Origin of the sequence: Amycolatopsis sp. lyj-90, from assembly GCF_046549035.1 — a bacterium.
Lineage (GTDB): Bacteria > Actinomycetota > Actinomycetes > Mycobacteriales > Pseudonocardiaceae > Amycolatopsis.
Genome location: NZ_JAJPWP010000005.1, coordinates 389,300 through 411,773, shown reverse-complemented (window position 1 = coordinate 411,773; position 22,474 = coordinate 389,300). Strand labels below are relative to the sequence as shown.

The following is a 22,474-nucleotide window of genomic DNA, read 5'->3' as shown; positions in this document are numbered from 1 at the left end:
CTTACGTCGCGGGCGGTTCGAAGCGGCCGTCGACCGCGGTCCAGCCGCCGTCCACCGCCAGCACGGAGCCGGTCACGAACGACGACGCGTCCGAGGCGAGGTAGACGACGGCGCCCGCGAGTTCGTCCGGGCGCGCCCAGCGGCCGAGCGCGCCCTTGGTCGCGTAGGCGTCGTACCAGGCCGGATTCGCCTTGATCTGCGCGGTGAGCGGGGTTTCGACGACGCCGGGTGCGATCGCGTTGACCCGCACCCCGGCCGGGCCGAACTCCGCCGCGGCCGTGCGGAAAAGCTGCACGAGGCCGGCTTTCGTCGCCGCGTACGGGCCCTGCCCCGGCTCGACGGTGGTACCGCGGATCGAGGAGAAGCCGATGATGCTGCCCCGCCCGCGCTCGACCATGCCCGCACCGAACGCGCGGACGACCTCGAACGTCGCGCCGAGGTTCAGCGCGATCACCCGGTCGAATTCTTCGCGCGAGTACTCCAGCAGGCGTTTGCGCACGTTGGTCGCGGCGGTCAGCACGACGACGTCGAGCTCGCCGAGTTCCGCGGCCGCCCGTGCGGCAGCGCCGGACTCGAGCAGGTCTATCTCGTACGCCTCCCCCGCGCCGGTCTCCTTCGCCGCGGCGACGTCACGGTCCGCGACGATCACTTCGGCACCGTGCGCGGCCAGCGCCTTCGCGGCTTCGCGACCGATCCCGCTTCCTCCGCCGAGCACCACGGCCCGCCGTCCGTCGAGCCGGAACAGGTTGTCGTAACTCAAGGTCGCAGCACCGCCATCCTCGTCACGGTCAGTTCTTCGACCGCGAACCGCGGCCCTTCCCGCCCGATCCCGGAGTCCTTCACGCCGCCGTACGGCATGGTGTCGGACCGGAAACCGGGCACCTCGTTGACCACCACTCCGCCGACGTCGAGCTCGTCGAGCGCACGGAACGCGGTCTTCAAGGACGTGCTGAACACAGAAGCGTGCAAGCCGTAGCGCGACGCGTTGACCGCCTCGAAAGCTTCGTCCACAGAGGACACCCGGCGGATGCAGACGACCGGGCCGAAGATCTCCTCGTCCCAGCATTCGAGGCCGTCGGGCACGTCGAGCAGCACCGTCGGCCGCAGCACGGTGCCGTCGGCACCGCCGCCGAACAGCCGCGCCCCCGCCGAAGTCGCCTTGTCGACCCACTCCTGGACACGCCTGGTCGATCCCGGGTCGATCAGCGCCGAGACCCGCGTCTTCTCGTCGCGGGGATCACCGGCGACGACTTCGCCGAGCCTGGCCAGCACCCGTTCGGTGAACTCCTCGGCGACGGCGTCGACGACCAGCACCCGCTGCACCGAGATGCACGCCTGGCCGGACGCGTAGAACCCGCCGCGCAGCACGGCGTCCGCGGCCGCGTCGAGATCGGCGTCCTCCGCGACCACCAGCGCGGCATTGGAACCCAGCTCCAGCAACGTCTTCGTGGGCGCCGCGTCGCGTGCGATCCGGTGTCCGACCAGCGCGGATCCGGTGAACGACACCGCACCCGCCCGCCGGTCCGTGACCAGCGCCGAGCCGACGGCCGCGTCCCCGGTGACCAGCTGGACCATCGCGGGCAGGTCGGTCAGCGAGCGCACGAGGTGCACGAGCCACAACGTCGCGAGCGGTGTCTGCGGCGCGGGTTTCACCACCACCGGGCAGCCCGCGGCGATGGCGGGCGCGATCTTGTGCGACGCCAGCAGCAGCGGATAGTTGAACCCGGCGATCCCGACCACGACGCCGATCGGCTTGCGTTTCCAGAATCCGACCAGACCGTCGCCGGACGGCAGCAGATCGAGGGGCACAGTCTCGCCGTGCAGCCGCGAGACCTCTTCGGCGGCGGCTTGCCAGGTGACGATCGTGCGGGCGACCTCGACGCGGCAATCCACCAGCGGCTTGCCGGTCTCCAAAACCAACAGCCGCTCGAAGTCCTCGCGACGCGCTTCGAGAGCCGCGGCGACGTCGTTCAAAAGCGTGCGCCGGGTACGCGAAGGCAAGGCCGCGACCTGCTTGAACACCGCGACGGCTTCGTCGATCGCCCGCGTCGCCAGCTCCGGCGTCCCGACCGGCGCCCGGCCGATCTCGCTCCCGTCGTAGGGGAACGTCACCGGCTCGGTGTCCACAGTGGACACCCAGCCGCCGCCGATGGGCAGTCCCTCCGGGTACTCAAGCATCGTCGCCTCCCCGCAACCTCGTCAGTTCGGCGCGCAGATTCGGCGCGGCCGCCAGCAACTCCCTGGTGTATTCGTGCTCCGGCGCGTCGTAGACCTGGTCGACGTCACCCATCTCGACGATCTCCCCGCGCCGCATGACCGCGACCCGGTCGCACACGTGCCGCACCACGCCGAGATCGTGCGAGACGAAGATCAGCGTCAGCGAGTACAGCTCGACCAGCGACGCGAGCAGGTCGAGGATCTGCTTCCGCACCGAGACGTCCAGCGCGCTGACCGGTTCGTCCGCGATGAGAACGCTCGGATTCGGCGCGAGCGCCCGCGCGATCGAGATGCGTTGCCGTTGCCCGCCGGAGAACTGGTGCGGGTACCGGCCGGCGGCGTCTTCGGGCAGGCCGACGGCTTTCAACAGCTCGGAAACCCGTGCCGGATCCCGGCGCCCCAAAGGCTCGGAGATGATGTCGCGCACCCGCATCCGCGGATCGAGCGAGCCCATCGGATCCTGGAAGACGATCTGCAGTTCCGATCGCAGGAAGCCGAGTTTCCGTTCGGGCAGGGTGTCGACGCGTTTGCCCTGGAACGAGACGCTGCCCGCCGTCGGCTTGTCCAACGCGGCCAGCAATCGGACCAAGGTGGACTTCCCCGAACCCGACTCGCCGACGATCCCGAAGCGCTGACCAGCCTCGACGTCGAACGAAACGCCGCGCAAAGCATGGACATCGCGGCGCGTGTAGTGGCGTTCCAGGTCGCGGACTTCGATCATCATCGGCTCGCCTCCAGATCCGAAGCGGCCAAAAGCTTCCGCGTGTACTCGTGCTTCGGCGCGGTGAGGACGTCGCGGGTGGTGCCTGCCTCGACGATCTCGCCGTCCAGCATCACCAGCACCCGCTCGCACACCGACGCCACCACGGCGAGGTCGTGCGTGATGAACAGCAGCGCGCTCTCCCGCTCGCGGACGCCGTCGAGGATCAGTTCGAGGATCTGCGCCTGCACGGTGACGTCCAGCGCGGTCGTCGGCTCGTCGCAGATCAGCAGCTTCGGGTCGTTGGCCAGCGCGATCGCGAGGACGACGCGTTGCCGCTGCCCGCCGGACAGCTGATGCGGATACGCGCGGAAAGTCCCTGGCAGGCCGACGGAATCCAGCAACGCCTCCGCCGAAGCGCGGTGATTCCCGCGGTCGCGGTGGATCCGCATCGGCTCGGCCACCTGCGCGCCGACCCGCATCGCCGGGTTCAGCGCTGTCATCGGTTCCTGGAACACCATCGACAGTTCGTTGCCGCGCAGCCGCGACAGTTCCTTCTCCGACGCGGTCAGCAACTCGCGGCCGTCGAGCTTCACCGAACCGGACGCGGCGAGTTCTTCGGGCAGCAGACCCATGATCGACAACGCCGTCAACGACTTCCCGGAACCGGACTCGCCGATCAACCCGACGCGCTCACCCCGCGCGATGTCGAACGAGACGCCGCGGACCAGGTCACCGATGCCGAGGCCGTGGACTTCGAGGGTCATAGCCGCGCCGCCAATCGGGGATCGAGCCGATCGCGGAGGCCGTCACCGAGCAGGTTGAACCCGAGGACGGCGATGGCGATCGCGACGCCGGGCACGAGCGCGAGCCGCGGGTGCAGGGTCAGGAACACCTGGGATTCCTGCAGCATCCGGCCCCACGACGGCGTCGGCGGCCGCGTGCCGAACCCGAGGAACGACAACGCCGCTTCGGCGAGCACCGCGATCGCGAACGACACCGACGCCTGCACGATCAGCATTCCGGAGATGTTCGGCAGCACGTGCCGCGCCGCGATGTTCAGCCGCGAGCGACCGGCCGACCGCGCGGCCAGCACGAATTCGCTGCTCATCACCTGCAGCGTCCCGGAACGCGCGATCCGTGCGAACGACGGGATGGTCGCGATGCCGATCGCCACCATCGCGGTCAGCGTGTCGGCCCCGAACACCGCGCCGAACATGATCGCCAGCAGCAACGCGGGGAACGCGAGCACGAGATCGTTGACGCGCATGACGAACTCGCCGAGCCACCGCGACGACATCCCGGCGAGGATGCCCAGCGGCGTCCCGATCAGCGCGGCGATCCCGACCGCGACCACGCCGACGTACAGCGTGGTCCGGGCGCCGACCATGAGCTGGCTGAGCACGTCGCGGCCGAAGCTGTCCGTGCCCAGGAGATTGGCGCCGCTGAAGTCGTGAAGCCGGTTGGGCGCGTCGACCCGGACCGGGTCGAACGGCGTCCACACGAACGAAAGGAGCGCGGCGAGCACGATCAGCGCGACCAGGACACCGCCGATCACGAGACTGCGATTGCGCATCAGGAACCCCGCAATCTCGGGTCGAGCACCGTGTAGAGGACGTCGACCACGAAGTTCACCAGCAGCACGCCGACCACCAGGACCAGCACGATCCCCTGCACGGACAGCAGATCCCGCGACGCCACCGAGTCGAGCAGCATGCTGCCCAGCCCCGGCAGGACGAACACGCGCTCGACGACGACGGCGCCGATCAGCAGCGTCGCCAGTTGCAGGCCGAGCACCGTCACCACCGGCACGGCGGCGTTGCGCAGACCGTGCCGGAACAACGCCTGGAACGGCCGGAGTCCTTTGGACCGCGCGGTGCGCAGGTAGTCCTGCCCGAGCGTGTCGAGCACCGCGGACCGCACGTAGCGCGTGAGCACCGCGCCCTGCACGAGTCCCAGCGACAACGCCGGGAGGACGAGACCGCGGAGGAATTCGCCGGGATCCTGCACCGGCGGCGTCCAGCCACCGGAAGGCAGCCAGCGCAACTGCACCGCGAAGACCTGCACGAGGATGATGCCCGCGAGGAACGCGGGGATCGCGACGCCGATCTGCGAGAGCCCGGAAACCGCGGCGCCGCCCGCCTTCCGGTGCCGCACGGCGGCGAACGTCCCCGCCGGGACGGCGATCAGCAGCGCCACCAGCATCCCGGCCCCGACCAGCCACAACGTGACACCGAGCCGGTCGGTCAGCGCCGGCCCGATCTCCTCGCGGGTGACGTACGAACGGCCGAAGTCGCCGTGCAGGACCCCACCGATCCAGTCGAAGTACTGCGTCACCAACGGCCGGTCGATGCCGAATTCGGCGCGCGTCTTCGCGATCAGTTCCGGTGTCGCGTTGACGCCGAGCGCGACCTGCGCCGGATCACCCGGCAGGACGGCCATGAACAGGAACACCACGAGGGACGCGACCAGCACACTGGCCACGAGGATCGCCAGACGGCGCACGATCTTGACCGTCATCGCGGTGCCAATCCCGTGAGGTCGAAGGACTCGCTGACCTGGTTGCGCACGAACCCGGTCACCTTCTCCTTCGCCACGATCACGTTGGGGAACAGGAAGAGCCAGTCCGCCGCGGCGTCTTCGGACAGCTGCCGCGCGACCCGCCGCATCGCCTCGACCTGCTCCTGGGGCGTTCCGGCGTCGGCCTTCGCCAAGTCCTGCTGGACCGGCTTGCCGTCGTAACCCCAGTAGTACTTCGGCCTGCCGAAGGTGACGATGTCGCGCGCCTCGACGTGCTGGATGATCGAGAGGTCGTAGTCGCGGTCGGTGAAGACCTGTTTGAGCCACACCGCCGGGAAGTCCAGCGGCTCGATCGTCACCGTGACGCCGACGTCCGCCAGTTGCGACGCCACCACCTGCGCGGCCGAGACGGCGTACGGCAGGTTCGGGATCCGCAGCCGCAGCGACGGATTCGGCTGCCCTGCTTCGGCGAGCAGCGCTTTCGCCTTCACTGGGTCGAACGGATACGCGTTCGACAGGTCCTCGTACCAGGGATCCGTCGGCGGGACCATGCTGCCGATGAGCGTGCCGCGCCCGGCCCAGGCCGTGTCCAGCAACGCCTTGCGGTCGATCGCGTAGGACAGCGCGCGCCGCACGCGGACGTCGTTCAAGGGCGGCCGGGCGTTGTTGAACGCGAGCGTGACCTCGCTGTTCGTCGTGCCCTCGACGACGGTGAAGCGGTCGTCGCCCTGGAACTGCGGGATCGAATCCGGCACGGTGATCGCGGAGATGACGTCGATGCCGTTGCTGAGCAAGGCGTTGTTGAGCGCCGTCGGATCCTTGATGTACTTGAGGACCACCGTGGAGTACGCCGGTTTCCGGCCCCAGTACGCCGGATTCTCCTTGAGCACGATGGAATCGCCGCGCCTGCGCGAGGACACCGTGAACGGCCCGGTGCCGATCGGTTCGTTCGCCAGATCCGCGACGCCGGTGGGGCTGAACATCGCGCCGAGCCTGCTGGTGAGGCTGAACAGCCAGCCGTTGCTGGGTTTCGTGAGCACGACCCGCGCGTGGTCCGGCGCGACGACGTCGACCCGGTCGACAACGTCCATTGTGGACTTGATCGACACGGTCCACTCGGTCTTCACGCGCATCAGGGAGAACTTGACGTCCTCGGCCGTGAACGGCGCGCCGTTGCTGAACTTCGCGTCCTCGCGCAGCTTGAAGTCGTAGGTCTTGCGGTCTTCCGAGATGGTCCACGATTCGGCCAGCAGCGGCACGATCTGCCCGTCCGCGTCGAGTTTCACCAGGCCCTCGTAGACGTTGTAGAGCAAGGCCTGCGGGATGGCGGCGCCGTCGGTGCGGGTGAAGTCGAAGTTCGCGGGTTCGGCGGTGTAGCCGACCGCGAGGGTGCCGGGATCCTTGGCGACCGTGGCACTCGAACCGGCCGAGCAGCCGGACGTCACCAGCAGCAACACGAGTGCCGCCGCGCGGATCCGGACTTTCATCCTGCCCCCTGACCGGTAGACTGGTCTGACCAGTAAACCAGACGAGACGGCAGGGTCAAGATGGAATTCGAGCCGGTCGCCCCTGTCCGCGCGTACCAGCGCGTCGTCGAACAGATCGAGGAAGCCGTGTTCAGCGGCCGGATCAAACCCGGCGACCGGCTGCCGAGCGAACGCGAACTGATGGTCCAGTTCGACGTCGGCCGCTCGACCGTGCGCGAGGCGCTGCGGGTGTTGCAGGCGGCGGAAATGATCCGCTCGCGACCCGGCGATCCGCGCGGTCCCGAAGTTCTCGCCGCCTCCCCCGCCGTTCTGCACCGGTCCATGCACCGGCTGGCGCGGGCCGACCACCTCGGCCTTTCCGAACTCCTGCAGTTCCGCATGATCCTCGACGGTTCCGCACATCTGCTCGCCGCGCAGTTCAGGACCGAAGACCATCTCGCCGAACTGGACACGGCACTGGAGGCGATGCGCGCGGGCGTCGCGAAGGGATTCGCCGAATTCGGTCACGCGGACGTCGCGTTCCACGAAGCCATCGCCCGTGCGACGGGGAATCCGCTGCTGGTGATCAGCGGCGAGGTCGTCCGCGGGGTCGTGCTGGAACTCATCGAGGACAAACTGGAGCACGCCGACGATCGGACAGCGTTGATGCGCAACTGGCTGACGCATCACGAAGAAGTACTCGGAGCGATCCGGGATTCAGACGGCGAACGCGCGTCGCGGCTGGCGAAACAGGCGCTGTACGACAATTACGCCGAGTACGTCCCCGAAGAACAACGTCGTCTCTTACAGCCACTTCTTTCGTAACACTCTGTCGCGCCGGGCCGACTCACTCCTACACTCGCTCAAGTGGGGGATGCCATGGAGCCTTCAACAGCCCGTAAGGGAGTCGGTCTCGCTCTGTCCGGCGGTGGTTACCGCGCGATGTTGTTCCACACCGGAGCCCTGTGGCGGCTCAACGAACTCGGCTGGCTGTCGAAGATCTCGACGTTCTCCAGCGTCTCCGGCGGCTCGATCGCGGCAGGGGTGCTCGCGCACGCTTGGTCGGACCTGAAGTTCGAGAACGGCGCCGCGAACAACTTCTACGACGAGGTCGTCGCGCCGGTCCGGAACCTCGCGCGGACGCGGCTCGACATCCCGGTCACCTTGCGTGCCATGGCCATTCCGTGGCGGAGTGCCGGTGAGGAGCTCGCGCGGGTGTACGCGAAACACCTGTTCGGCGACTGCTGCCTCGAGGATCTGGACCCGGCGGGCCCGCAGTTCGTCTTCACCGCGACGAACCTCCAGGACGGCGCGCTGTGGTGGTTCTTCCGGCAGCACGGGCCGCACGGGAACATCCCGCTCGCGACCGCGGTGGCCGCGTCGTCGGCGTTCCCTCCGATGCTCTCGCCGGTGGTCATCCACGACCCGCTTTCGGCCGATGCGGGCAAGAAGATCGTGCTGAGCGACGCCGGTGTCTACGACAACCTCGGCCTGGACCCCGTCGAGGGGCAGTGCGCGACGGTGCTGGTCAGCGACGCGGGCAAGCGGATGAAGGTCAAGCAGAAGGTCCCCAGCGATTGGGGGCGGCAGTTGTTGCGCGTCCTCGACGTGATCGACAACCAGGTCCGCGAACTGCGGCGGGGCGCGTTGCTGAAGTCCTATGTGGAGAAGGATTTCGCGGGAACGTACTGGGGAACCTACGTCGATCTGGAGAACTTCGAGCTGGCGGATTCGCTGGCCGCGCCGGTCGGGCTCACGCACAAGCTGGCGGAAACCCCGACGCGGCTGACGAAGCTGCCGGAAGTGCTGCAGGAGCGGCTGATCAACTGGGGTTACGCGGCTTGTGACGCCGGGATGCGGAAGTGGGTCGAGCCGGAGGCCGCGGCTCCCGCGGGGTTCCCGTTCCCTGCCGCGGGTGTCGGCTGAGTGGTCCCCCGGACGCTATGAAAGGCCCGTTACTTGCAAATTTTGCAAGTAACGGGCCTTTCATAGCGCTCTCGTCAGGCGAAGGTCAGGCGACCAGGTTCGCGTAGACAATGATGTTGTCCTTGTAGCTGTGCTCTTCCTTGTCGAAGACACCGCCACAGGTGATCAGCCGCAGCTGCGGCTTGTCCGTGTTGCCGTAGACCGCGTCCTCGGGGAACTGGTCCTTGGGCACCTGGTCCTTCTTCTCGACCACGAACTTCAGGCTCTTGCCGTCGCTGCGGTCGACGAGAATCTCGTCACCCGGGTTGACGTCCTTGAGCTTGAAGAAGATGCCGGGCTGCTTGTTGCCGTCGACGTGCCCGAGCACGATCGCCGGGCCGACGTCGCCGGGCACCGGCGAAAGCTGGTACCAGGCGGCCTGCATCGGCTTCTTGGCCGAAGGGACGGCCATCTTGCCGTCCTTGTTGACCGCGACCGCGATCAGGTTCGACTCCGCGCCGATCTTGGGGATCTTCACGTTCGTCGGCCTGGTGCCGCTGAACGGCTTCGTGACCGGGACGGTCGATTCCGCCGGCGCCTGCTGTGCGGCGGGCGCGGGCTCGTCGGAACCGCAGCCGGTCAGTGCGAGGGAAAGGATGAGGGTGGCCGCGACCGCGCGGCCACCCCGCCTCAGGAACTTCGTCGACATCGATCAGGCCGCGGTGGCGCCGAAACCGGTCTCGATGCCGCCCTTGGGGGCGTACTTGACCTGCTTCTCCGGCTTGCCCGGGGTGCCCGCGCCGCCGCCGATGGGCGACTCGAACTCGATGTCACCCTTGCCGGCCTTGCCCGCGCAGGTCCAGGTGAAGGTGCTGGAGTTGCCCTTGAAGGACTTCTTCACCTTCACGATGTAGACCCAGTAGCGGCCGTCGTCCTCGGCCTGGTTGCTGTACAGGGTGTCGAAGTCCGGAGCCGAAACGGCGGCGGGCTCGCCCGACGCGCAGGCGATGACCAGGGCGCCGACACCGTTCTCGCCGATGTAGCCCGCGCCGACGTTGTCGACGTAGGGCTCCTCCGGCGGGGTGGTCGGCTTCTCCGAGGTGGAGGTCGGCGACGGCTTGCCGGAAGTCGGCTTGCCGCTGCTGCTCGAGGTCGGCTGCTGCGACGACGACGAGGCCGGAGTGCTCGGCTCGGGCGGAGCCGTCGTCACCTTGCCGCCCGTCCACGAAGGCTCGGGTGCCGGGGTGGACGTCTCGCTCGAGGGTGCGGGAGGCGTGGTCGTCGTTTCGTCCTGCGCCATCGCGGCCGGCGTCACGGCCAGCGAGATGACGGCGCCGGCCAGCACCGCGCCCGCGAGGCGGCCCAACGTCTTCTTCAAAGTGATCTCCCAGTGGAAAAGCATCGCAACGCACAGTGACCCCCACCATGCGGCCACCCGGGGGAAAATCCCACGTTCGGGTGACAGCGCGATCCTGCCGGAAAATCGCAGGTCAGCTGTAGCGAATAGACAGTGACAAAAACCACTGTGAAAACCGGTAACAAGGAGGTGGGCCCGCTCGATACAAGGGCCCGGAAGTCGCTCAGCAGAGGGAAAAGCCTCGCGGCGACGAAGGAATGTTAACACCCGAACGACCGGAACGGTTGCCATCCGGAAGCATTTTTTCCTCTTCCGTCCGACGCTGGAAAACCACCGGTTTTCTTGGGGAAACGACCTCTTTTTGTGATTCCTCAGCGCTTTGTTACCGGCCGGTTCACACGTTCGGAGTACTCGACCGTGAAGTATCGACCATCCAAGGGCGGATATCGGTACCCCTCAACACGAAGGTCACGATTAGAACACCAGGAACAGCGCCACGGCGAGGGACACCGCGCCGAGGAGGCCCGCGACGAACAGCCAGGGCCTCGGCGAGGTCCGATTCCGCACCGCCCGGCCGCCGCCCACCACCGCGACCAGCAGTCCGACGCCGAACCCGATCCCGGGAATGAAGGTGGCGAGCGTCCGGTTTTCGGCGTCACAGGCCCAGATCTCGTCACTCGGGCAGGGCGTCGCCGCGAGTTCGGCCAGCACGCCCGTCGCGACGATCGCGAGGAACCCGAGCACCAGGAGCCAGAACAGGCCCCACATCAGTTGACCCAGCCGCCGGGGCGCTTTCGTCTCCTCCACGCGCTTCAGGTTAGGGCGTCAGCCGAGCGCCGAAGCCAGATCCGTCCAGAGATCTTCGGGATCCTCGAGTCCGACACTGAACCGGACGAGCCCGGCGGGCACGTGCGCGTCGCCCGCCAGCCACGCCCGCCGCTCGACCAGGCTCTCCACTCCGCCGAGGCTGGTGGCGGCGCGGATCAGCCGCAGCGAACCGATGACCTTGTCCGCGGTCTCCGCGTCCGGGAGTTCGAACGCGATCATCGTGCCGGAGCCGGGATACCGCACCCGGGTGATCGCGGGGTGATCCAGCAGCCGCGCGGCCAGCAGTGCGGCCGTGCGCGTCTGCTCGGCGAGGCGGACCGGCAGCGTCCGCAGGCCGCGAAGGGCGAGCCAGGCTTCGAGCGCACCCGGGGTCGCACCCATCCGCGTACGCGCGTCTCGCAAGTCCTTCGCGACGCCTTCGTCGGCCGCGATCGTCAGCCCGAGCAGCAGATCGCTGTGGCCGCCGATGAGTTTCGTCGCGCTGTGCACGACGATGTCGGCGCCGAGTTCGAGCGGTCGCTGCCCGAGCGGGGTGGCGAACGTGTTGTCCACCGCGACCAGCCCGTTCGCGGCGGCGGCGATCGTCTCGATGTCGATGACGTCGAGCGTCGGGTTCGTCGGGGATTCGAGCCAGAGCAGGTCGGCGTCCGCCGCCGCGACCCAGGCGTCCGTGTCTTCCGGCGCGAGCTCGGTGACCACCAGGCGACCGGTCCGGTGCGCGTGTGCGAGGAGCCCGCGGGACCCGGCGTAGGAGAACGTCGGGACGCAGACCTTCGCACCGACCCGCAACGTGTCCACCACCGCGCTGAGCGTCGCGATCCCCGACGCGAACGCGGTGGCGTGCCCGCCTTCGAGCGCGCCGATCGCGGTTTCGAGGGCTTCCCAGGTCGGGGTGCCGTTCTCCCGCGAATACGCGCGGTCGGCGCCGGCGTCGAAGGTGCTCGCCGCGACGATCGGCACGTTCAGCGGTTCGCCGGGGCCCTCCGGACGTCCGGCTGCGACGGCGAGGGTGCGGGGTGACCAGTCGTTCGTGTCCACCCCGCCACCGTAAACCGTGCCCTCGCTAGTGGGCGTACACCTCGAACTCGTAGAGGGAGTAGCCGTACTTCGTGCCTCGCTGAACTCCGGCCATCCGGACATAACGGCCGTCCGTGGCCTCGAAGGCGACGTTGTCCTGCCCGCCGTCTCCGTCCACTGTGGACGCGACGTCACGCCAGTTCGTCCCGTCGGACGAGACCTGCACCTTGTACGCCTTCCCGTACGCGGATTCCCAGTGCAGGACCACCCGGGAAACCCGCCGCGCGGAACCGAGGTCGACGGTGATCGACTGGTTGTCGCTCCAGTCGCTCGCCCAGCGCGTCGAGAGGTTGCCGTCGATCGCGTTGGACGGCGGCGAGTTGTACCAGCCTGTCTCGTGGCTGCTCGCGCTGACCGACCGGCCGGTGGCGAGGTTGGCGATGTTGTCGCCGCGTTTCGCCGGGAATTCGACGACCTGCTGGAAGGTCGGCCGGTTCTGGGTGCTCATCTTGTCCTGCGTGATGCCGCCGAGCGCGCGGTGGATGATCGTGTCGGCGCACCACTGGTCACCCGCGGCGCAGTCGCCGTCACCGGGGTACACGGTGTTGGCGGGCTGGGCGGCGGCCTGCGTCAGCGAGTCGACCAGGATCTGACGGCAGGCGTTGACATCGCCGCCACCGCAGTACTTCACGGGTAGCGGACCGGCGACGTTCTGCCCGAGGACCGAGCGGATGTCCTTGTGCACGTAGCCCCACCAGCCGGCCTGATACGACGAACCCGCGTGCGACTGGCCGACGTGCTTGCCGGGCACCTCGTTCTGCCAGCCGGACGGCGACTCGTTGATCTTCAGCACGCCCACCATGGCGGCGTAGGCGGCGTCGCCCATGCCGGGCTTGAACTGGGCGTTGACCAGGAGCGGCCACCAGGCGTCCATCACGCGGATCGCGTCGGCGTTGGCGTAGGCCTTGCTGCCGGGCGAGGTCTCCGAGCGCAGGGCGCCCGCGGCGAGCCAGGTCTTCAGCTTCGCCACCGCGTCCGCGGCCGGACCGGTCACGGGCGCCTTGTCGATCACCTTGAGCAGTTCCGGCAGCACCTTCTCCGCGCGGAGGTCGGCCAGCGCCGCCTCCTCCATGGCCTGCGTGAGGTTCACCCGCGTCACCTTGGTGCCGCTCGAGATCATCTTCTTGACCCGCGCGTCGATCAGATCACCGCGGTGCACGGAACTCTTGTCCGCGCCGCTGGCCGCGTAGCCGTTGGTCTGCGCGTTGTTCCAGCTGATGTAGTAGTCCTGGTTGATCGACTGGGGATGCTGCGAAGACGGCGTGTAGTTCGCGAGGTTGCCGTCGGGATTCCAGCCCTGCCAGTCGAATCCGGCATCGGCCTTGACCGGCATCGCCGGGTCGACGTTCGGATTGCGGACCGGGTTCGAGCCGGAGTTGAAGTACGCGATGTCGCGGGAGTCGGCGTAGAACCAGTTGTAGGTCTGGTTCACGTCGGCCGCCGCGGCCTGGAAGTCCTGCGCGGACTTGATCGCGTCCGGGTCGTTGAACTTCTGGAAGCCGATGATCGTGTCGATCTCGTGCTGGAAGGTCGACCGCAGCGACGCGTACGCGACCGGCTTGCCGCCCACGAGCGCCCGGCTCGTCACCGGTCCGTATTTCGTGCGGAAACTCCGCAGGGTGTACGAACCCGCGGCCGTCCCGTCGGCGATGGTGGGCTTCCAGGCGTTCTTGCGCTCGACGATCTCGAACGGCAGGCACTGACCGCGGAACCGGTAGAAGCCGGAGTTCTTCGTCGGCGCGGAACCGTTCTGCTCGCACAGCTCGACCGCGTAGGTGTCGGTGATGTCCTGCGACGCCGAAGTCGCGCTCCACGAGTAGTCCTTGCCGCGGCCCAGCAGCACGTACATGCTGATGCCCGCGAACGAGGCGCCCCGGGCGCTGATGCCCGGACCCTGGAGTTCCTGCAGCATCAGCAGTTGCGGCGCGAAGTAACCGGCCTGCGGGCCGAAGACGGCGACCGGGTGACCGCTCGCGGTCTTGGCACCGGAGACGACCAGCGCGTTGGACATGCCGTGCTTCTCGGAGAGAAGGTTGCCGGGCAGGACCCCGTTGTCGAAGATGCCGCGGACGGCCTTCTGGTCGTCGGGCGCGGGAACGTCCACCTTGGCGGGCGTCGCCGTCCCGGCGGAACCGGTCGGATCGAAGACGAGCTGCTGACCGGAGACCGAACCCTTGTCCGGTATCGCGGCGCCCTGCGGAGTGGCCGGAGCCTTGCCGTAGTCGAAGTTCTGTCCATTGTGGAGGGTCTTGACGGTCTCGGGATCGTCCTCGGACCGGAGGCTCTTCCAGACCTTGTCGCCCTGTTCGAGACCGTACTTCTCCTGCATCGCCATCTTCGCGATGGCGTTCTGCACCTCACCCCCGCCGCCGGCGCCGAACTGCGCGCCGACCACCGCGGCGAGCACGACGAGGTCGGTCAGCTTGAACGGCTCGATGGTCCCGGCGTTGGTGATCGCGTCGACGTGCCCGGTGAGGACGTACTCGCCGGGGAAGTAGCGGCCGCTGTGCGAATCGGAGATGTACTTGTTGACGCCCTGGACGTAGGCCTCGGCGTCGGCCTTGCCCTGCGCGCCGCGCGGACCGCTGGCCGCGGCGTCGTCGATCTGCTTCTGCAGTTCCTGCTCGGTGTAGGGCGCCGAGGAGAAGAAGCTCTGTTCCAGCTCGCGGTTGCCCTGCGCACCACCGGCGTACGACGTCAGCTGGCCGCGTCCGACGCGGCGCATGATGTCCATCAGCCACAGGCGATCCTGCCCGGCGGCGTACCCGGCGCCGTACATCGTGCCCGGCCGCGTGGTGCCGACGATGCGGGGGACGCCGGTCGCCTTGTCCCGGGTGATCGTCACGTCCGCACGCGGTTTGATCGTGCTCTCGACCTGCCCGGACTGGACGCCGAACGAGGCGTCGTTGAAGAACTGGTTGATCTTGTCGGTGGTCAGCGTCTTGTAGCCGTCGGCGAGCGAGGCGTACCTGCCGAGCTGGTCGGCGGAATGCGCGGGCCGGGTGCCGAGCGCCTTGTGCGCCAGGATCTCGGCGAGGGTGGCGTTCCCCTTGGTGCCGGGCGGCAGGATGTCGGAACACTGGCCGCCGCAGTAGTCGTCGAGCGCGGCCGCCACGACGGAGTTCGCCTGGGGTTCCGCCGCGTTCGCCTGCAGGGCCGGAACGGTTCCCGCCACGAGGGTGAGCCCCGCCAGCGTCGTCAAGACCCGTATGCCTCGTCGCATGAAAGACCTCCGTCGTCGGAGAGTGACGAGGCGCACACTACCCACGGGTATCCAAATTTGTGAAGACTATTCGCGTTCTTGCCACCGTTCGGCGGAACACTCGTCCTGCGAACCCCGGACCTGCGTATGTAGGTTGGGGGCATGTCTTTGGAGAAGCCCCAGATCGACCGCCCCGAGGGGCCCGCGCCCTCCGACCTGGAGAAGACCGACATCTCTGTCGGCGACGGCCAGGAAGCGAAGACCGGCGACACCGTTTCGGTGCACTACGTCGGTGTCTCGCACTCGACCGGCGACCAGTTCGACGCCTCATGGGACCGCGGCGAGCCGCTTCGCTTCGGTCTCGGCCGTGGCCAGGTCATCCCCGGCTGGGACCAGGGCGTCGCGGGCATGAAGGTCGGCGGCCGTCGCCAGCTGGTCATCCCGCCGCACCTGGCCTACGGCGAACGCGGCGCCGGCGGCGTCATCAAGCCGAACGAAACCCTGATCTTCGTCGTAGACCTGATCGGCGTGAACTGACCCACAGCACACTGCGCGAAGGGAGCCTTCGCCTCATCCAATGGGGCAAAGGCTCCCTTCGTCGCGTGACATGAGGGGAAAGTCCCCTTCAGCCCCCACCCACTCGCCAACCGCACCCTCACGCACCGTGGGGGTCCGGGGGGCTCGGCCCCCCGGGAGTCGACGAGCGACGACCAACGCGAAAGAGGCCCCGTCGCGCTAGCGAAGGGGCCTCTGAACAAGAGTGGGCGAGGAGGGAGTTGAACCCTCACGTCCTTTCGGACACACGGACCTGAACCGTGCGCGTCTGCCATTCCGCCACTCGCCCGAGTGCTTCGTTCTCTGACAGCTCGCAAAGCGTAGCAGGCTGATTTCACGGGTTTCACCGGGGGCCGTGTCCGACTGGCCGTACCCGGATAGGATCGACGGAGAAAGCAGACGTGTGAGGAGGTTGCCCGGTGGGCCGCGTAGAGCGCTTCGATAGGCGGCTCGAGAACCTTGTGGGCAATACCTTCGCGCGCATGTTCGGTGGCAACGTCGTCACGCAGGAAGTGGCGGTGGCGCTTGAGCGCGAGAGCGAGGAGAACGTTCGTGAGCTGGCCGGCGGTCGACAGCTCGCCCCCAATCACTACATCGTGTCGCTGGGGCAGGCTGATCACGAGCGCATGGCCGGAGACGAGCAACGGGTCACGTCGGTGTTGGCGGGGGCGGTCAAGGAACACCTCGCCGAGCACGGTTGGGACACCTATGGTGACGTCGTAGTTTCGCTCGAGCGCAACGAGGCGCTGCATACTGGACAGTTCAAGACCCGTTCGTCCGTCGATCCCGACGTCAAACCACCTGGCGCCGAAGGTTCGTCACGGTCGGCACGACCCAGCAACGCAGGAGACCCAGCAATGAGCCAGCCCCCCGGCTACGGCCAATACGACCAGGGTGACCCGTACGGCCAGCAGCAGGGCCAGTACGGCTACGGACAGCAGGCTGGCCAGCAGCAGCCCGGGTACGACCAGGGTTATGGCGGCCAGCAGCAGGGCGGCTACGACCAGGGTTACGGCGGCGCCCAGCAGCCCGGTTACGACCAGTACGGCGGCCAGCAGCAGCAACCCGGATACGACCAGGGCTATGGCGGCGCCCAGCAGCCCGGCTATGACCAGTACGGCGGCCAGCAGCAACAGCCCGGGTACGACCAGGGTTACGGCGGCGCCGCCCAGCAGCCCGGTTACGACCAGTACGGCGGCCAGCAGCAACAGCCCGGATATGACCAGGGTTACGGCGGCGCCGCCCAGCAGCCCGGCTATGACCAGTACGGCGGCCAGCAGCAGCAGGGCGGATACGACCAGTACGGCGGCGGCCAGCAGCAGTACGGCCAGCCCGCCGCGGACCCGTACGCGCAGGGTGGCGGCTACGGCGGCCAGCCGGCGGCAGGCCGTCAGCTCGCCGCGAGCCTCCAGCTGGACGACGGTTCGAACCGCTCGTACTCGCTCAAGCAGGGCGGGAACGTCGTGGGCCGTGGCCAGGACGCCGACTTCCGGCTGCCGGACACGGGTGTCTCGCGTCGTCATCTGGAGATCACCTGGGACGGCCAGAGCGCGACGCTCGCGGACATCGGTTCGACGAACGGGACCACCGTCAACGGCACCCCGGTGCAGACGTGGCAGCTCGCCGATGGCGACGTGATCCGCGTGGGCCACTCGTCTCTCGTGTTCCGTACGCAGGGCTGATCGGCGGCGTCCGAAGGGGGTACCGCAGAATTGCGGTGCGGGACCTGTGGTGGATCGGCACCGCGGGTCGTAGCGGAGAGCAAGGCTGTTCGGAGCCGACCATCCCGGACGGCACGGGCTCTCCGCGGCGTACAGGAGAAACGGGAGCGGACACAACAAGTGCCAGAGCTGGTCGTTCAACTCACCAGAGTGGGCTTTCTCGTGCTGCTCTGGCTCTTCGTGTTCGCCGCGTTGCGTGTCGTCCGTTCGGATCTGTACGCGGCCTCCGGGCTGCGTGTCGCCGTCCCGACGTTCGGTCGCAAGAAGAAGGAAAACAAGAAGCCGCGCGGTGGCGGGAAGTCGCCGCAGCAGCTGCTCGTGACCCATGGCGCGCTGGCAGGCACCCGGATCGCCTTGGACGGCAGGCCGATCCTGATCGGCCGTGCCGACGACTCGACCCTGGTGCTGGACGACGACTACGCGTCGACCCGGCATGCCCGGATCGCCCTGCGCGGGGAGGATTGGTACGTGGAAGATCTGGGCTCGACGAACGGGACGTACCTCGACCGGGCTAAGGTCACGGCACCCCTCCGGGTCCCGCTCGGAGTCCCCATCCGGATCGGCAAAACGGTGATCGAGCTTCGCCCATGACTCTCGTCCTCCGCTACGCGGCTCGCAGCGACCGGGGCCTGGTGCGTTCCAGCAACCAGGACTCCGTGTACGCCGGACCCCGCCTGCTCGCCCTCGCCGACGGCATGGGTGGTCACGCCGCCGGTGAAGTGGCCAGCAAGGTCGTCATCGCCTCGCTCGCCCCGCTCGACGACGATGATCCGAGCGACGATCTCCTCGCCCAGCTGCGCGAGGCCGTCCAGAACGGCAACGCCGCCATCGCCGAACTCGTCCAGCAGGACCCGGACCTCGACGGGATGGGCACCACCCTGACCGCCGTGCTGTTCGCCGGTTCGCGGATGGGTGTCGTGCACGTCGGCGACTCGCGGGCGTATCTGATGCGCGGCGGGCAGTTCTCGCAGATCACGCGGGACGACAGCTTCGTCAACGAACTTCTCGAACAGGGCCGGATCACGCCGGAAGAGGCCGCGGTGCACCCGCAGCGGTCGCTGCTGCTGAAGGCGCTCACCGGTCACGAGGTCGAGCCGAGCCTGACGGTGCGCGAAGCCCGCGCCCACGATCGCTACCTGATCTGCTCGGACGGCCTGTCCGGCATGGTCAGTGACGAGACGCTCGCCGAGGCGATCCAGATCCCGGATCCGCAGGCCTGTGCGGACCGGATGATCGAGCTGGCGCTCAAGGGCGGCGGCACGGACAACGTCACGGTGATCATCGCCGACGTCGTCGACGTCGACTTCGGCGAGGACGCGCCCATAGTGGGCGGCGCCGCCGGTGACGGCAGTGACGAGTTCCACCAGGGCGACTCCCCCGCCGCCAGGGCGAGGGCGCTGACCCAGCCCGCGCCGCAGCCGCGACCCGAGGTCCAGCCACCGGAGGAGGACCCGAAGGTCAAGCGCCGGAGGCGATTTCGCTGGCTGGCGGGAGCAGTGGTCGTCCTGATCGTGCTGGCCGCGGCGGCGATCGCCACGCGGTATTTCGTGCTGAGCCAGTATTACGTCGGCGAAGGTCCCGGCGAGGAGGTCGTGATCTACCGCGGCGTCCCCGGCAGCATCCTCGGCATCGACCTGCACTCCTACGAGCAGGGCTCGTGCCCGCCGGGCGGGCTGTGCACCGACAAGCTGCTGGTGCCCGCGCTCCAGGAGGACGCGCGCATCGCGGTGAAGAACGGCGTCAAGAAGGACAACCTCGACGACGCCCGCAAGTACATCGACGACTTCCTGCGTCCGCACAAGCAGCTGGCCGACTGCAAACCGAACACCAGCTCGACTTCCACGTCGCCCCCCGCGTCGTCGCCGCCTCCGGCGTCGTCCTCGGCGGCACCCCCTTCTACCCCCGCCTCGCCCAGCTCGGCGAACCAGCCAGCGGGGAGGGACTGCTCGACGCCGGCCACGGCAGCACCAGGGGGCGGTAACTGATGAGCACGCCGCTCGCCGATCCGGCTTCGGCCCAGTTCGCCACGAACCCTCCGCGCGAGCTGCCCACCCGGCGCGGGACCGAGCTCGTTCTCCTCGCGTTCGCGACGTTCATCGTCACCATCGCGCTCGTGCTGGTGGAAGCGAACCAGGAGCAGGAGCTCACCAGCTCGATCATCTGGCTGGGGCTGTCCTACCTCGCGGTGCTGACGGCGGCGCATCTGGCGGTCCGCCGCTGGGCGCCGTACGCGGACCCGGTGATCTTGCCGTGCGTCGCGCTGCTGAACGGGCTCGGCCTGGTGATGATCCACCGGATCGACCTGGCGCTGGCGGAACGCGCCATCCAGCAGGGCAAGGAATACACCCCGGACGTCTCCAAGCAGGTGTTGTTCACCGCGATCTCGCTGGTGCTGTTCGTGGTGGTGCTGGTGGTGATCAGCGACCACCGCACGCTGACCCGCTACGGCTACATCTGCGGTCTGGTCGGCATCGTGGCGCTCGCGCTGCCCGCGGTGCTGCCGTCGACCCTTTCCGAGGTCAACGGCGCGAAGGTCTGGATCAAGCTTCCGTTCTTCTCGATCCAGCCCGGCGAGTTCGCGAAGATCCTGTTGATGATCTTCTTCGCCTCGTTCCTGGTGACGAAACGGGACCTGTTCATGGTCGCGGGCAAGAAGATCGTCGGCGTCGAACTGCCGCGCGCCCGTGACCTCGGCCCGATCCTGATCGCGGCGGCCGCCTGCCTCGGCGTGCTGGTGTTCGAGAAGGACCTCGGGACGTCGCTGCTGTTCTTCGGCGTCACGCTGGTGATGTTGTACGTCGCGACCGAACGGGTCATCTGGGTGGTGCTGGGCGTCGGCTTCTTCGCCGTCGGCGCGATCATCGCCTACAACCTGTTCACGCACGTCCAGCAGCGGGTGCGGAACTGGATCGACCCGCTCGCCACCTACGACGACGCGGGTGGCGGCTACCAGGTCGCGCAGGGCCTGTTCGGACTCGGAACCGGCGGTGTCGGCGGGACCGGCCTCGGCGCCGGACGGCCGGACATGGTCCCCGAGGCCAAAACGGACTTCATCACCACCGCGATCGGCGAGGAACTCGGTTTCATCGGCCTCGCCGCGATGCTGATGCTGTACCTGATCCTGGCGATGCGCGGGATGCGCAGCGCCCTCGCGGTCCGCGACACCTTCGGAAAGCTCCTCGGCGGCGGCCTGTCGTTCGCCCTGGTCATGCAGATCTTCGTGGTCGTCGGCGGCGTCACGAACCTGATCCCGAACACCGGGATCACCGCCCCGTTCCTCTCCCGCGGTGGTTCTTCACTGCTCGCGAACTACATCCTGGTGGCCCTCCTGCTCCGAATCTCCGACGCCGCCCGCAAACCCGCCGCGCGGCCGAAGCCGCAACAGCCGCAAGCGCCGCTCGCGGAAGCGCACACGGTGATGGTCCAGCGGCCGCCCGCGAACGGTGAGGGGAGCGCTTCGTGAACACCCCGCTCCGCAAGGTCGGCGTCGCCATGCTCGTCATGGTGGTGCTCCTGCTGGCCAACGCCACCTACATCCAGGTGGTCAAGGCCGACGACTACCGCACGGACTCGCGCAACCTGCGCGTGCTCTACGAGGAGTACTCCCGCCAGCGCGGCCTGATCGTCACCCCCGACGGTTCCGCGCTCGCGAAGGTCGACCCGTCGAACGACAAGTACAAGTTCATCCGGGCCTACGCCGACGGCCCGATGTACGCGCCGGTCACCGGCTACTACTCGATCAACTACGGCTCGGGCGGACTGGAGCGGTCCGAAGACGACGTCCTCAACGGTTCCGACCCGCGGCTGTTCGTCCGGCGCCTGTCGGACATGGTCACCGGCCGCGACCCGCGCGGCGGGAACGTGAAGCTGACGATCAACCCCGCCGTGCAGAAGGCCGCGTACGACCTGATGACGCAGAAGGGCTACACCGGCTCGGTGGTCGCGCTGGAGCCCAAGACCGGGCGCATCCTGGCCATGGTCTCGACGCCGTCGTACGACCCGAACAAGCTCGCCTCGCACGTCGGCAAGGAGCAGATCGCGGCGTGGGGCGAGTGGCGCGACGATCCGAAGAAGCCGATGCTCAACCGCGCGATCTCGGAGACCTACCCGCCGGGTTCGACGGCCAAGCTGATGGTGACCGCGGCCGCGCTCGAAAACGGCAAGACGGCGGACACACCGGTCAACACCGCGCCCAACGTCAAGCTCCCCGGCACGCAGACGACGCTGGAGAACTACGGCGGTGCGCCCTGCAAGGGCAGCACGCTGAAGGAAGCGCTGCGGTACTCGTGCAACGTGCCCTTCGCCGAACTCGCGGGCGAACTCGGCAAGGAGAAGCTGAACGCGACGGCGAAGAACTTCGGTGTGGGCGAGGACCTGGCCGTGCCGATGCGGGTCGCCGGTTCCACCCTCGGCCCGCTCGACTCGAAGGCCGCCCTGTTCCAGAGCGCCATCGGGCAGCGCGACGTGCGCCTGACGCCGATCCAGGACGCCCTGCTTTCAGCGACCATCGCCAACAACGGGATGGCGATGAAGCCGCAGCTCGTGCAGTCGCTGCTGGCGCCGAACCTCTCGACCATCGAGGACTACACCCCGGCCGAACTGACCGGCGACGCCGCGATGTCCAGTGCGAACGCCGCGATCCTGCGCGACATGATGCTGGCGTCGGAGGAGAACACCAAGGGCGCCGGCAAGCGCGGCGACATCCAGATCGCCTCCAAGACCGGTACCGCCGAACACGGCAACGACCCGAAGGCCACCCCGCCGCACGCCTGGTACACCGGGTTCGCGCCGGCGATGGACCCGAAGATCGCCGTCTCGGTGATCGTCGAGTCCGGTGGTAACCGCGGGCTCGAAGCGACCGGTGGCACCGTGGCCGCGGAGATCGGCCGCGCCGCCGTCAACGCGATGCTCGGGGGTGGATAGCGC

The 22,474-nt window shown here is 68.2% G+C and carries 20 protein-coding genes and 1 tRNA gene; 8 read left to right on the top strand and 13 right to left on the bottom strand.

Features of this window, described 5'->3' with window-relative positions:
* Window position 1: 1 nt before the first annotated feature.
* Genes ACLJPX_RS21275 through ACLJPX_RS21245 form a run of 7 tightly spaced genes read right to left on the bottom strand, consistent with a single transcriptional unit; the run spans window position 2 to window position 6,924 of the window.
* The gene (locus ACLJPX_RS21275; RefSeq protein WP_410601618.1) at window positions 2-760 is read right to left on the bottom strand and encodes an SDR family NAD(P)-dependent oxidoreductase; all 759 of its coding nucleotides are present in this window, start codon (window positions 758-760) and stop codon (window positions 2-4) included.
* On the bottom strand, window positions 757-2,178 hold the full coding sequence (locus ACLJPX_RS21270) for an aldehyde dehydrogenase family protein (RefSeq protein ID WP_410601616.1): 1,422 nt from the start codon (window positions 2,176-2,178) through the stop codon (window positions 757-759). Before ACLJPX_RS21270 ends, ACLJPX_RS21275 begins: the two co-directional genes overlap by 4 nt.
* A complete protein-coding gene (locus ACLJPX_RS21265) occupies window positions 2,171-2,941 on the bottom strand; it encodes an ABC transporter ATP-binding protein (RefSeq protein WP_410601615.1) in 771 nt (256 codons plus the stop codon). The genes ACLJPX_RS21270 and ACLJPX_RS21265 overlap by 8 nt, the downstream gene beginning before the upstream one ends.
* The gene (locus tag ACLJPX_RS21260; protein WP_410601614.1) at window positions 2,938-3,684 is read right to left on the bottom strand and encodes an ABC transporter ATP-binding protein; all 747 of its coding nucleotides are present in this window, start codon (window positions 3,682-3,684) and stop codon (window positions 2,938-2,940) included. The genes ACLJPX_RS21265 and ACLJPX_RS21260 overlap by 4 nt, the downstream gene beginning before the upstream one ends.
* Entirely contained in the window at window positions 3,681-4,493 is an 813-nt protein-coding gene (locus ACLJPX_RS21255; RefSeq protein WP_168214460.1) for an ABC transporter permease, read from the bottom strand. The genes ACLJPX_RS21260 and ACLJPX_RS21255 overlap by 4 nt, the downstream gene beginning before the upstream one ends.
* On the bottom strand, window positions 4,493-5,437 hold the full coding sequence (locus ACLJPX_RS21250; protein ID WP_101611631.1) for an ABC transporter permease: 945 nt from the start codon (window positions 5,435-5,437) through the stop codon (window positions 4,493-4,495). Before ACLJPX_RS21250 ends, ACLJPX_RS21255 begins: the two co-directional genes overlap by 1 nt.
* Window positions 5,434-6,924: an ABC transporter substrate-binding protein gene (locus tag ACLJPX_RS21245; protein WP_410601613.1), complete on the bottom strand. Its 1,491-nt coding sequence runs from the start codon at window positions 6,922-6,924 to the stop codon at window positions 5,434-5,436. The genes ACLJPX_RS21250 and ACLJPX_RS21245 overlap by 4 nt, the downstream gene beginning before the upstream one ends.
* 60 nt (window positions 6,925-6,984) lie before the next feature.
* Between ACLJPX_RS21245 and ACLJPX_RS21240 the strand changes: the two genes are divergently transcribed.
* Together ACLJPX_RS21240 and ACLJPX_RS21235 are read left to right on the top strand one after the other, a co-directional pair.
* Entirely contained in the window at window positions 6,985-7,728 is a 744-nt protein-coding gene (locus ACLJPX_RS21240; RefSeq protein ID WP_410601612.1) for a FadR/GntR family transcriptional regulator, read from the top strand.
* 54 nt (window positions 7,729-7,782) lie between these two features.
* A complete protein-coding gene (locus tag ACLJPX_RS21235; protein WP_410601611.1) occupies window positions 7,783-8,829 on the top strand; it encodes a patatin-like phospholipase family protein in 1,047 nt (348 codons plus the stop codon).
* Between the two features lie 85 nt (window positions 8,830-8,914).
* On the opposite strand, the gene ACLJPX_RS21230 is transcribed toward ACLJPX_RS21235, so the two are convergent.
* From ACLJPX_RS21230 to ACLJPX_RS21210, 5 genes are all read right to left on the bottom strand, one after another.
* Window positions 8,915-9,517, bottom strand: coding sequence for a class F sortase (locus tag ACLJPX_RS21230; RefSeq protein WP_101611627.1), 603 nt, complete (start codon window positions 9,515-9,517; stop codon window positions 8,915-8,917).
* 3 nt (window positions 9,518-9,520) lie between these two features.
* Entirely contained in the window at window positions 9,521-10,186 is a 666-nt protein-coding gene (locus tag ACLJPX_RS21225; RefSeq protein WP_410601610.1) for a hypothetical protein, read from the bottom strand.
* Window positions 10,187-10,639: 453 nt separating this feature from the next.
* The gene (locus ACLJPX_RS21220) at window positions 10,640-10,972 is read right to left on the bottom strand and encodes a hypothetical protein (RefSeq protein ID WP_410601609.1); all 333 of its coding nucleotides are present in this window, start codon (window positions 10,970-10,972) and stop codon (window positions 10,640-10,642) included.
* Between the two features lie 18 nt (window positions 10,973-10,990).
* Window positions 10,991-12,031, bottom strand: coding sequence for a trans-sulfuration enzyme family protein (locus tag ACLJPX_RS21215; protein ID WP_101611624.1), 1,041 nt, complete (start codon window positions 12,029-12,031; stop codon window positions 10,991-10,993).
* 25 nt (window positions 12,032-12,056) lie between these two features.
* Window positions 12,057-15,293 carry a penicillin acylase family protein gene (locus ACLJPX_RS21210; RefSeq protein ID WP_410601607.1) on the bottom strand — a complete coding sequence of 1,079 codons (3,237 nt, stop codon included), beginning with the start codon at window positions 15,291-15,293 and terminating at the stop codon, window positions 12,057-12,059.
* A gap of 141 nt (window positions 15,294-15,434) precedes the next feature.
* On the opposite strand from ACLJPX_RS21210, the gene ACLJPX_RS21205 reads away from it, so the two are divergent.
* Window positions 15,435-15,809 carry an FKBP-type peptidyl-prolyl cis-trans isomerase gene (locus ACLJPX_RS21205; RefSeq protein WP_101611623.1) on the top strand — a complete coding sequence of 125 codons (375 nt, stop codon included), beginning with the start codon at window positions 15,435-15,437 and terminating at the stop codon, window positions 15,807-15,809.
* Window positions 15,810-16,033: 224 nt separating this feature from the next.
* On the opposite strand, the gene ACLJPX_RS21200 is transcribed toward ACLJPX_RS21205, so the two are convergent.
* Window positions 16,034-16,116, bottom strand: a tRNA-Leu gene (locus tag ACLJPX_RS21200).
* Between the two features lie 130 nt (window positions 16,117-16,246).
* On the opposite strand from ACLJPX_RS21200, the gene ACLJPX_RS21195 reads away from it, so the two are divergent.
* The 5 genes from ACLJPX_RS21195 to ACLJPX_RS21175 all read left to right on the top strand — a co-directional run bounded on the left by ACLJPX_RS21195 (window position 16,247) and on the right by ACLJPX_RS21175 (window position 22,471).
* The gene (locus tag ACLJPX_RS21195; protein ID WP_410601606.1) at window positions 16,247-17,509 is read left to right on the top strand and encodes a DUF3662 and FHA domain-containing protein; all 1,263 of its coding nucleotides are present in this window, start codon (window positions 16,247-16,249) and stop codon (window positions 17,507-17,509) included.
* Window positions 17,510-17,668: 159 nt separating this feature from the next.
* Window positions 17,669-18,139 (top strand): FHA domain-containing protein FhaB, encoded by a 471-nt coding sequence (locus ACLJPX_RS21190; protein WP_410601605.1) that lies wholly within the window; start codon window positions 17,669-17,671, stop codon window positions 18,137-18,139.
* A complete protein-coding gene (locus ACLJPX_RS21185; protein WP_410601604.1) occupies window positions 18,136-19,533 on the top strand; it encodes a PP2C family protein-serine/threonine phosphatase in 1,398 nt (465 codons plus the stop codon). Before ACLJPX_RS21190 ends, ACLJPX_RS21185 begins: the two co-directional genes overlap by 4 nt.
* On the top strand, window positions 19,533-21,011 hold the full coding sequence (locus tag ACLJPX_RS21180; RefSeq protein WP_101611620.1) for an FtsW/RodA/SpoVE family cell cycle protein: 1,479 nt from the start codon (window positions 19,533-19,535) through the stop codon (window positions 21,009-21,011). The genes ACLJPX_RS21185 and ACLJPX_RS21180 overlap by 1 nt, the downstream gene beginning before the upstream one ends.
* The gene (locus tag ACLJPX_RS21175) at window positions 21,008-22,471 is read left to right on the top strand and encodes a peptidoglycan D,D-transpeptidase FtsI family protein (RefSeq protein ID WP_410601603.1); all 1,464 of its coding nucleotides are present in this window, start codon (window positions 21,008-21,010) and stop codon (window positions 22,469-22,471) included. Before ACLJPX_RS21180 ends, ACLJPX_RS21175 begins: the two co-directional genes overlap by 4 nt.
* The last annotated feature ends 3 nt before the right edge of the window (window positions 22,472-22,474 follow it).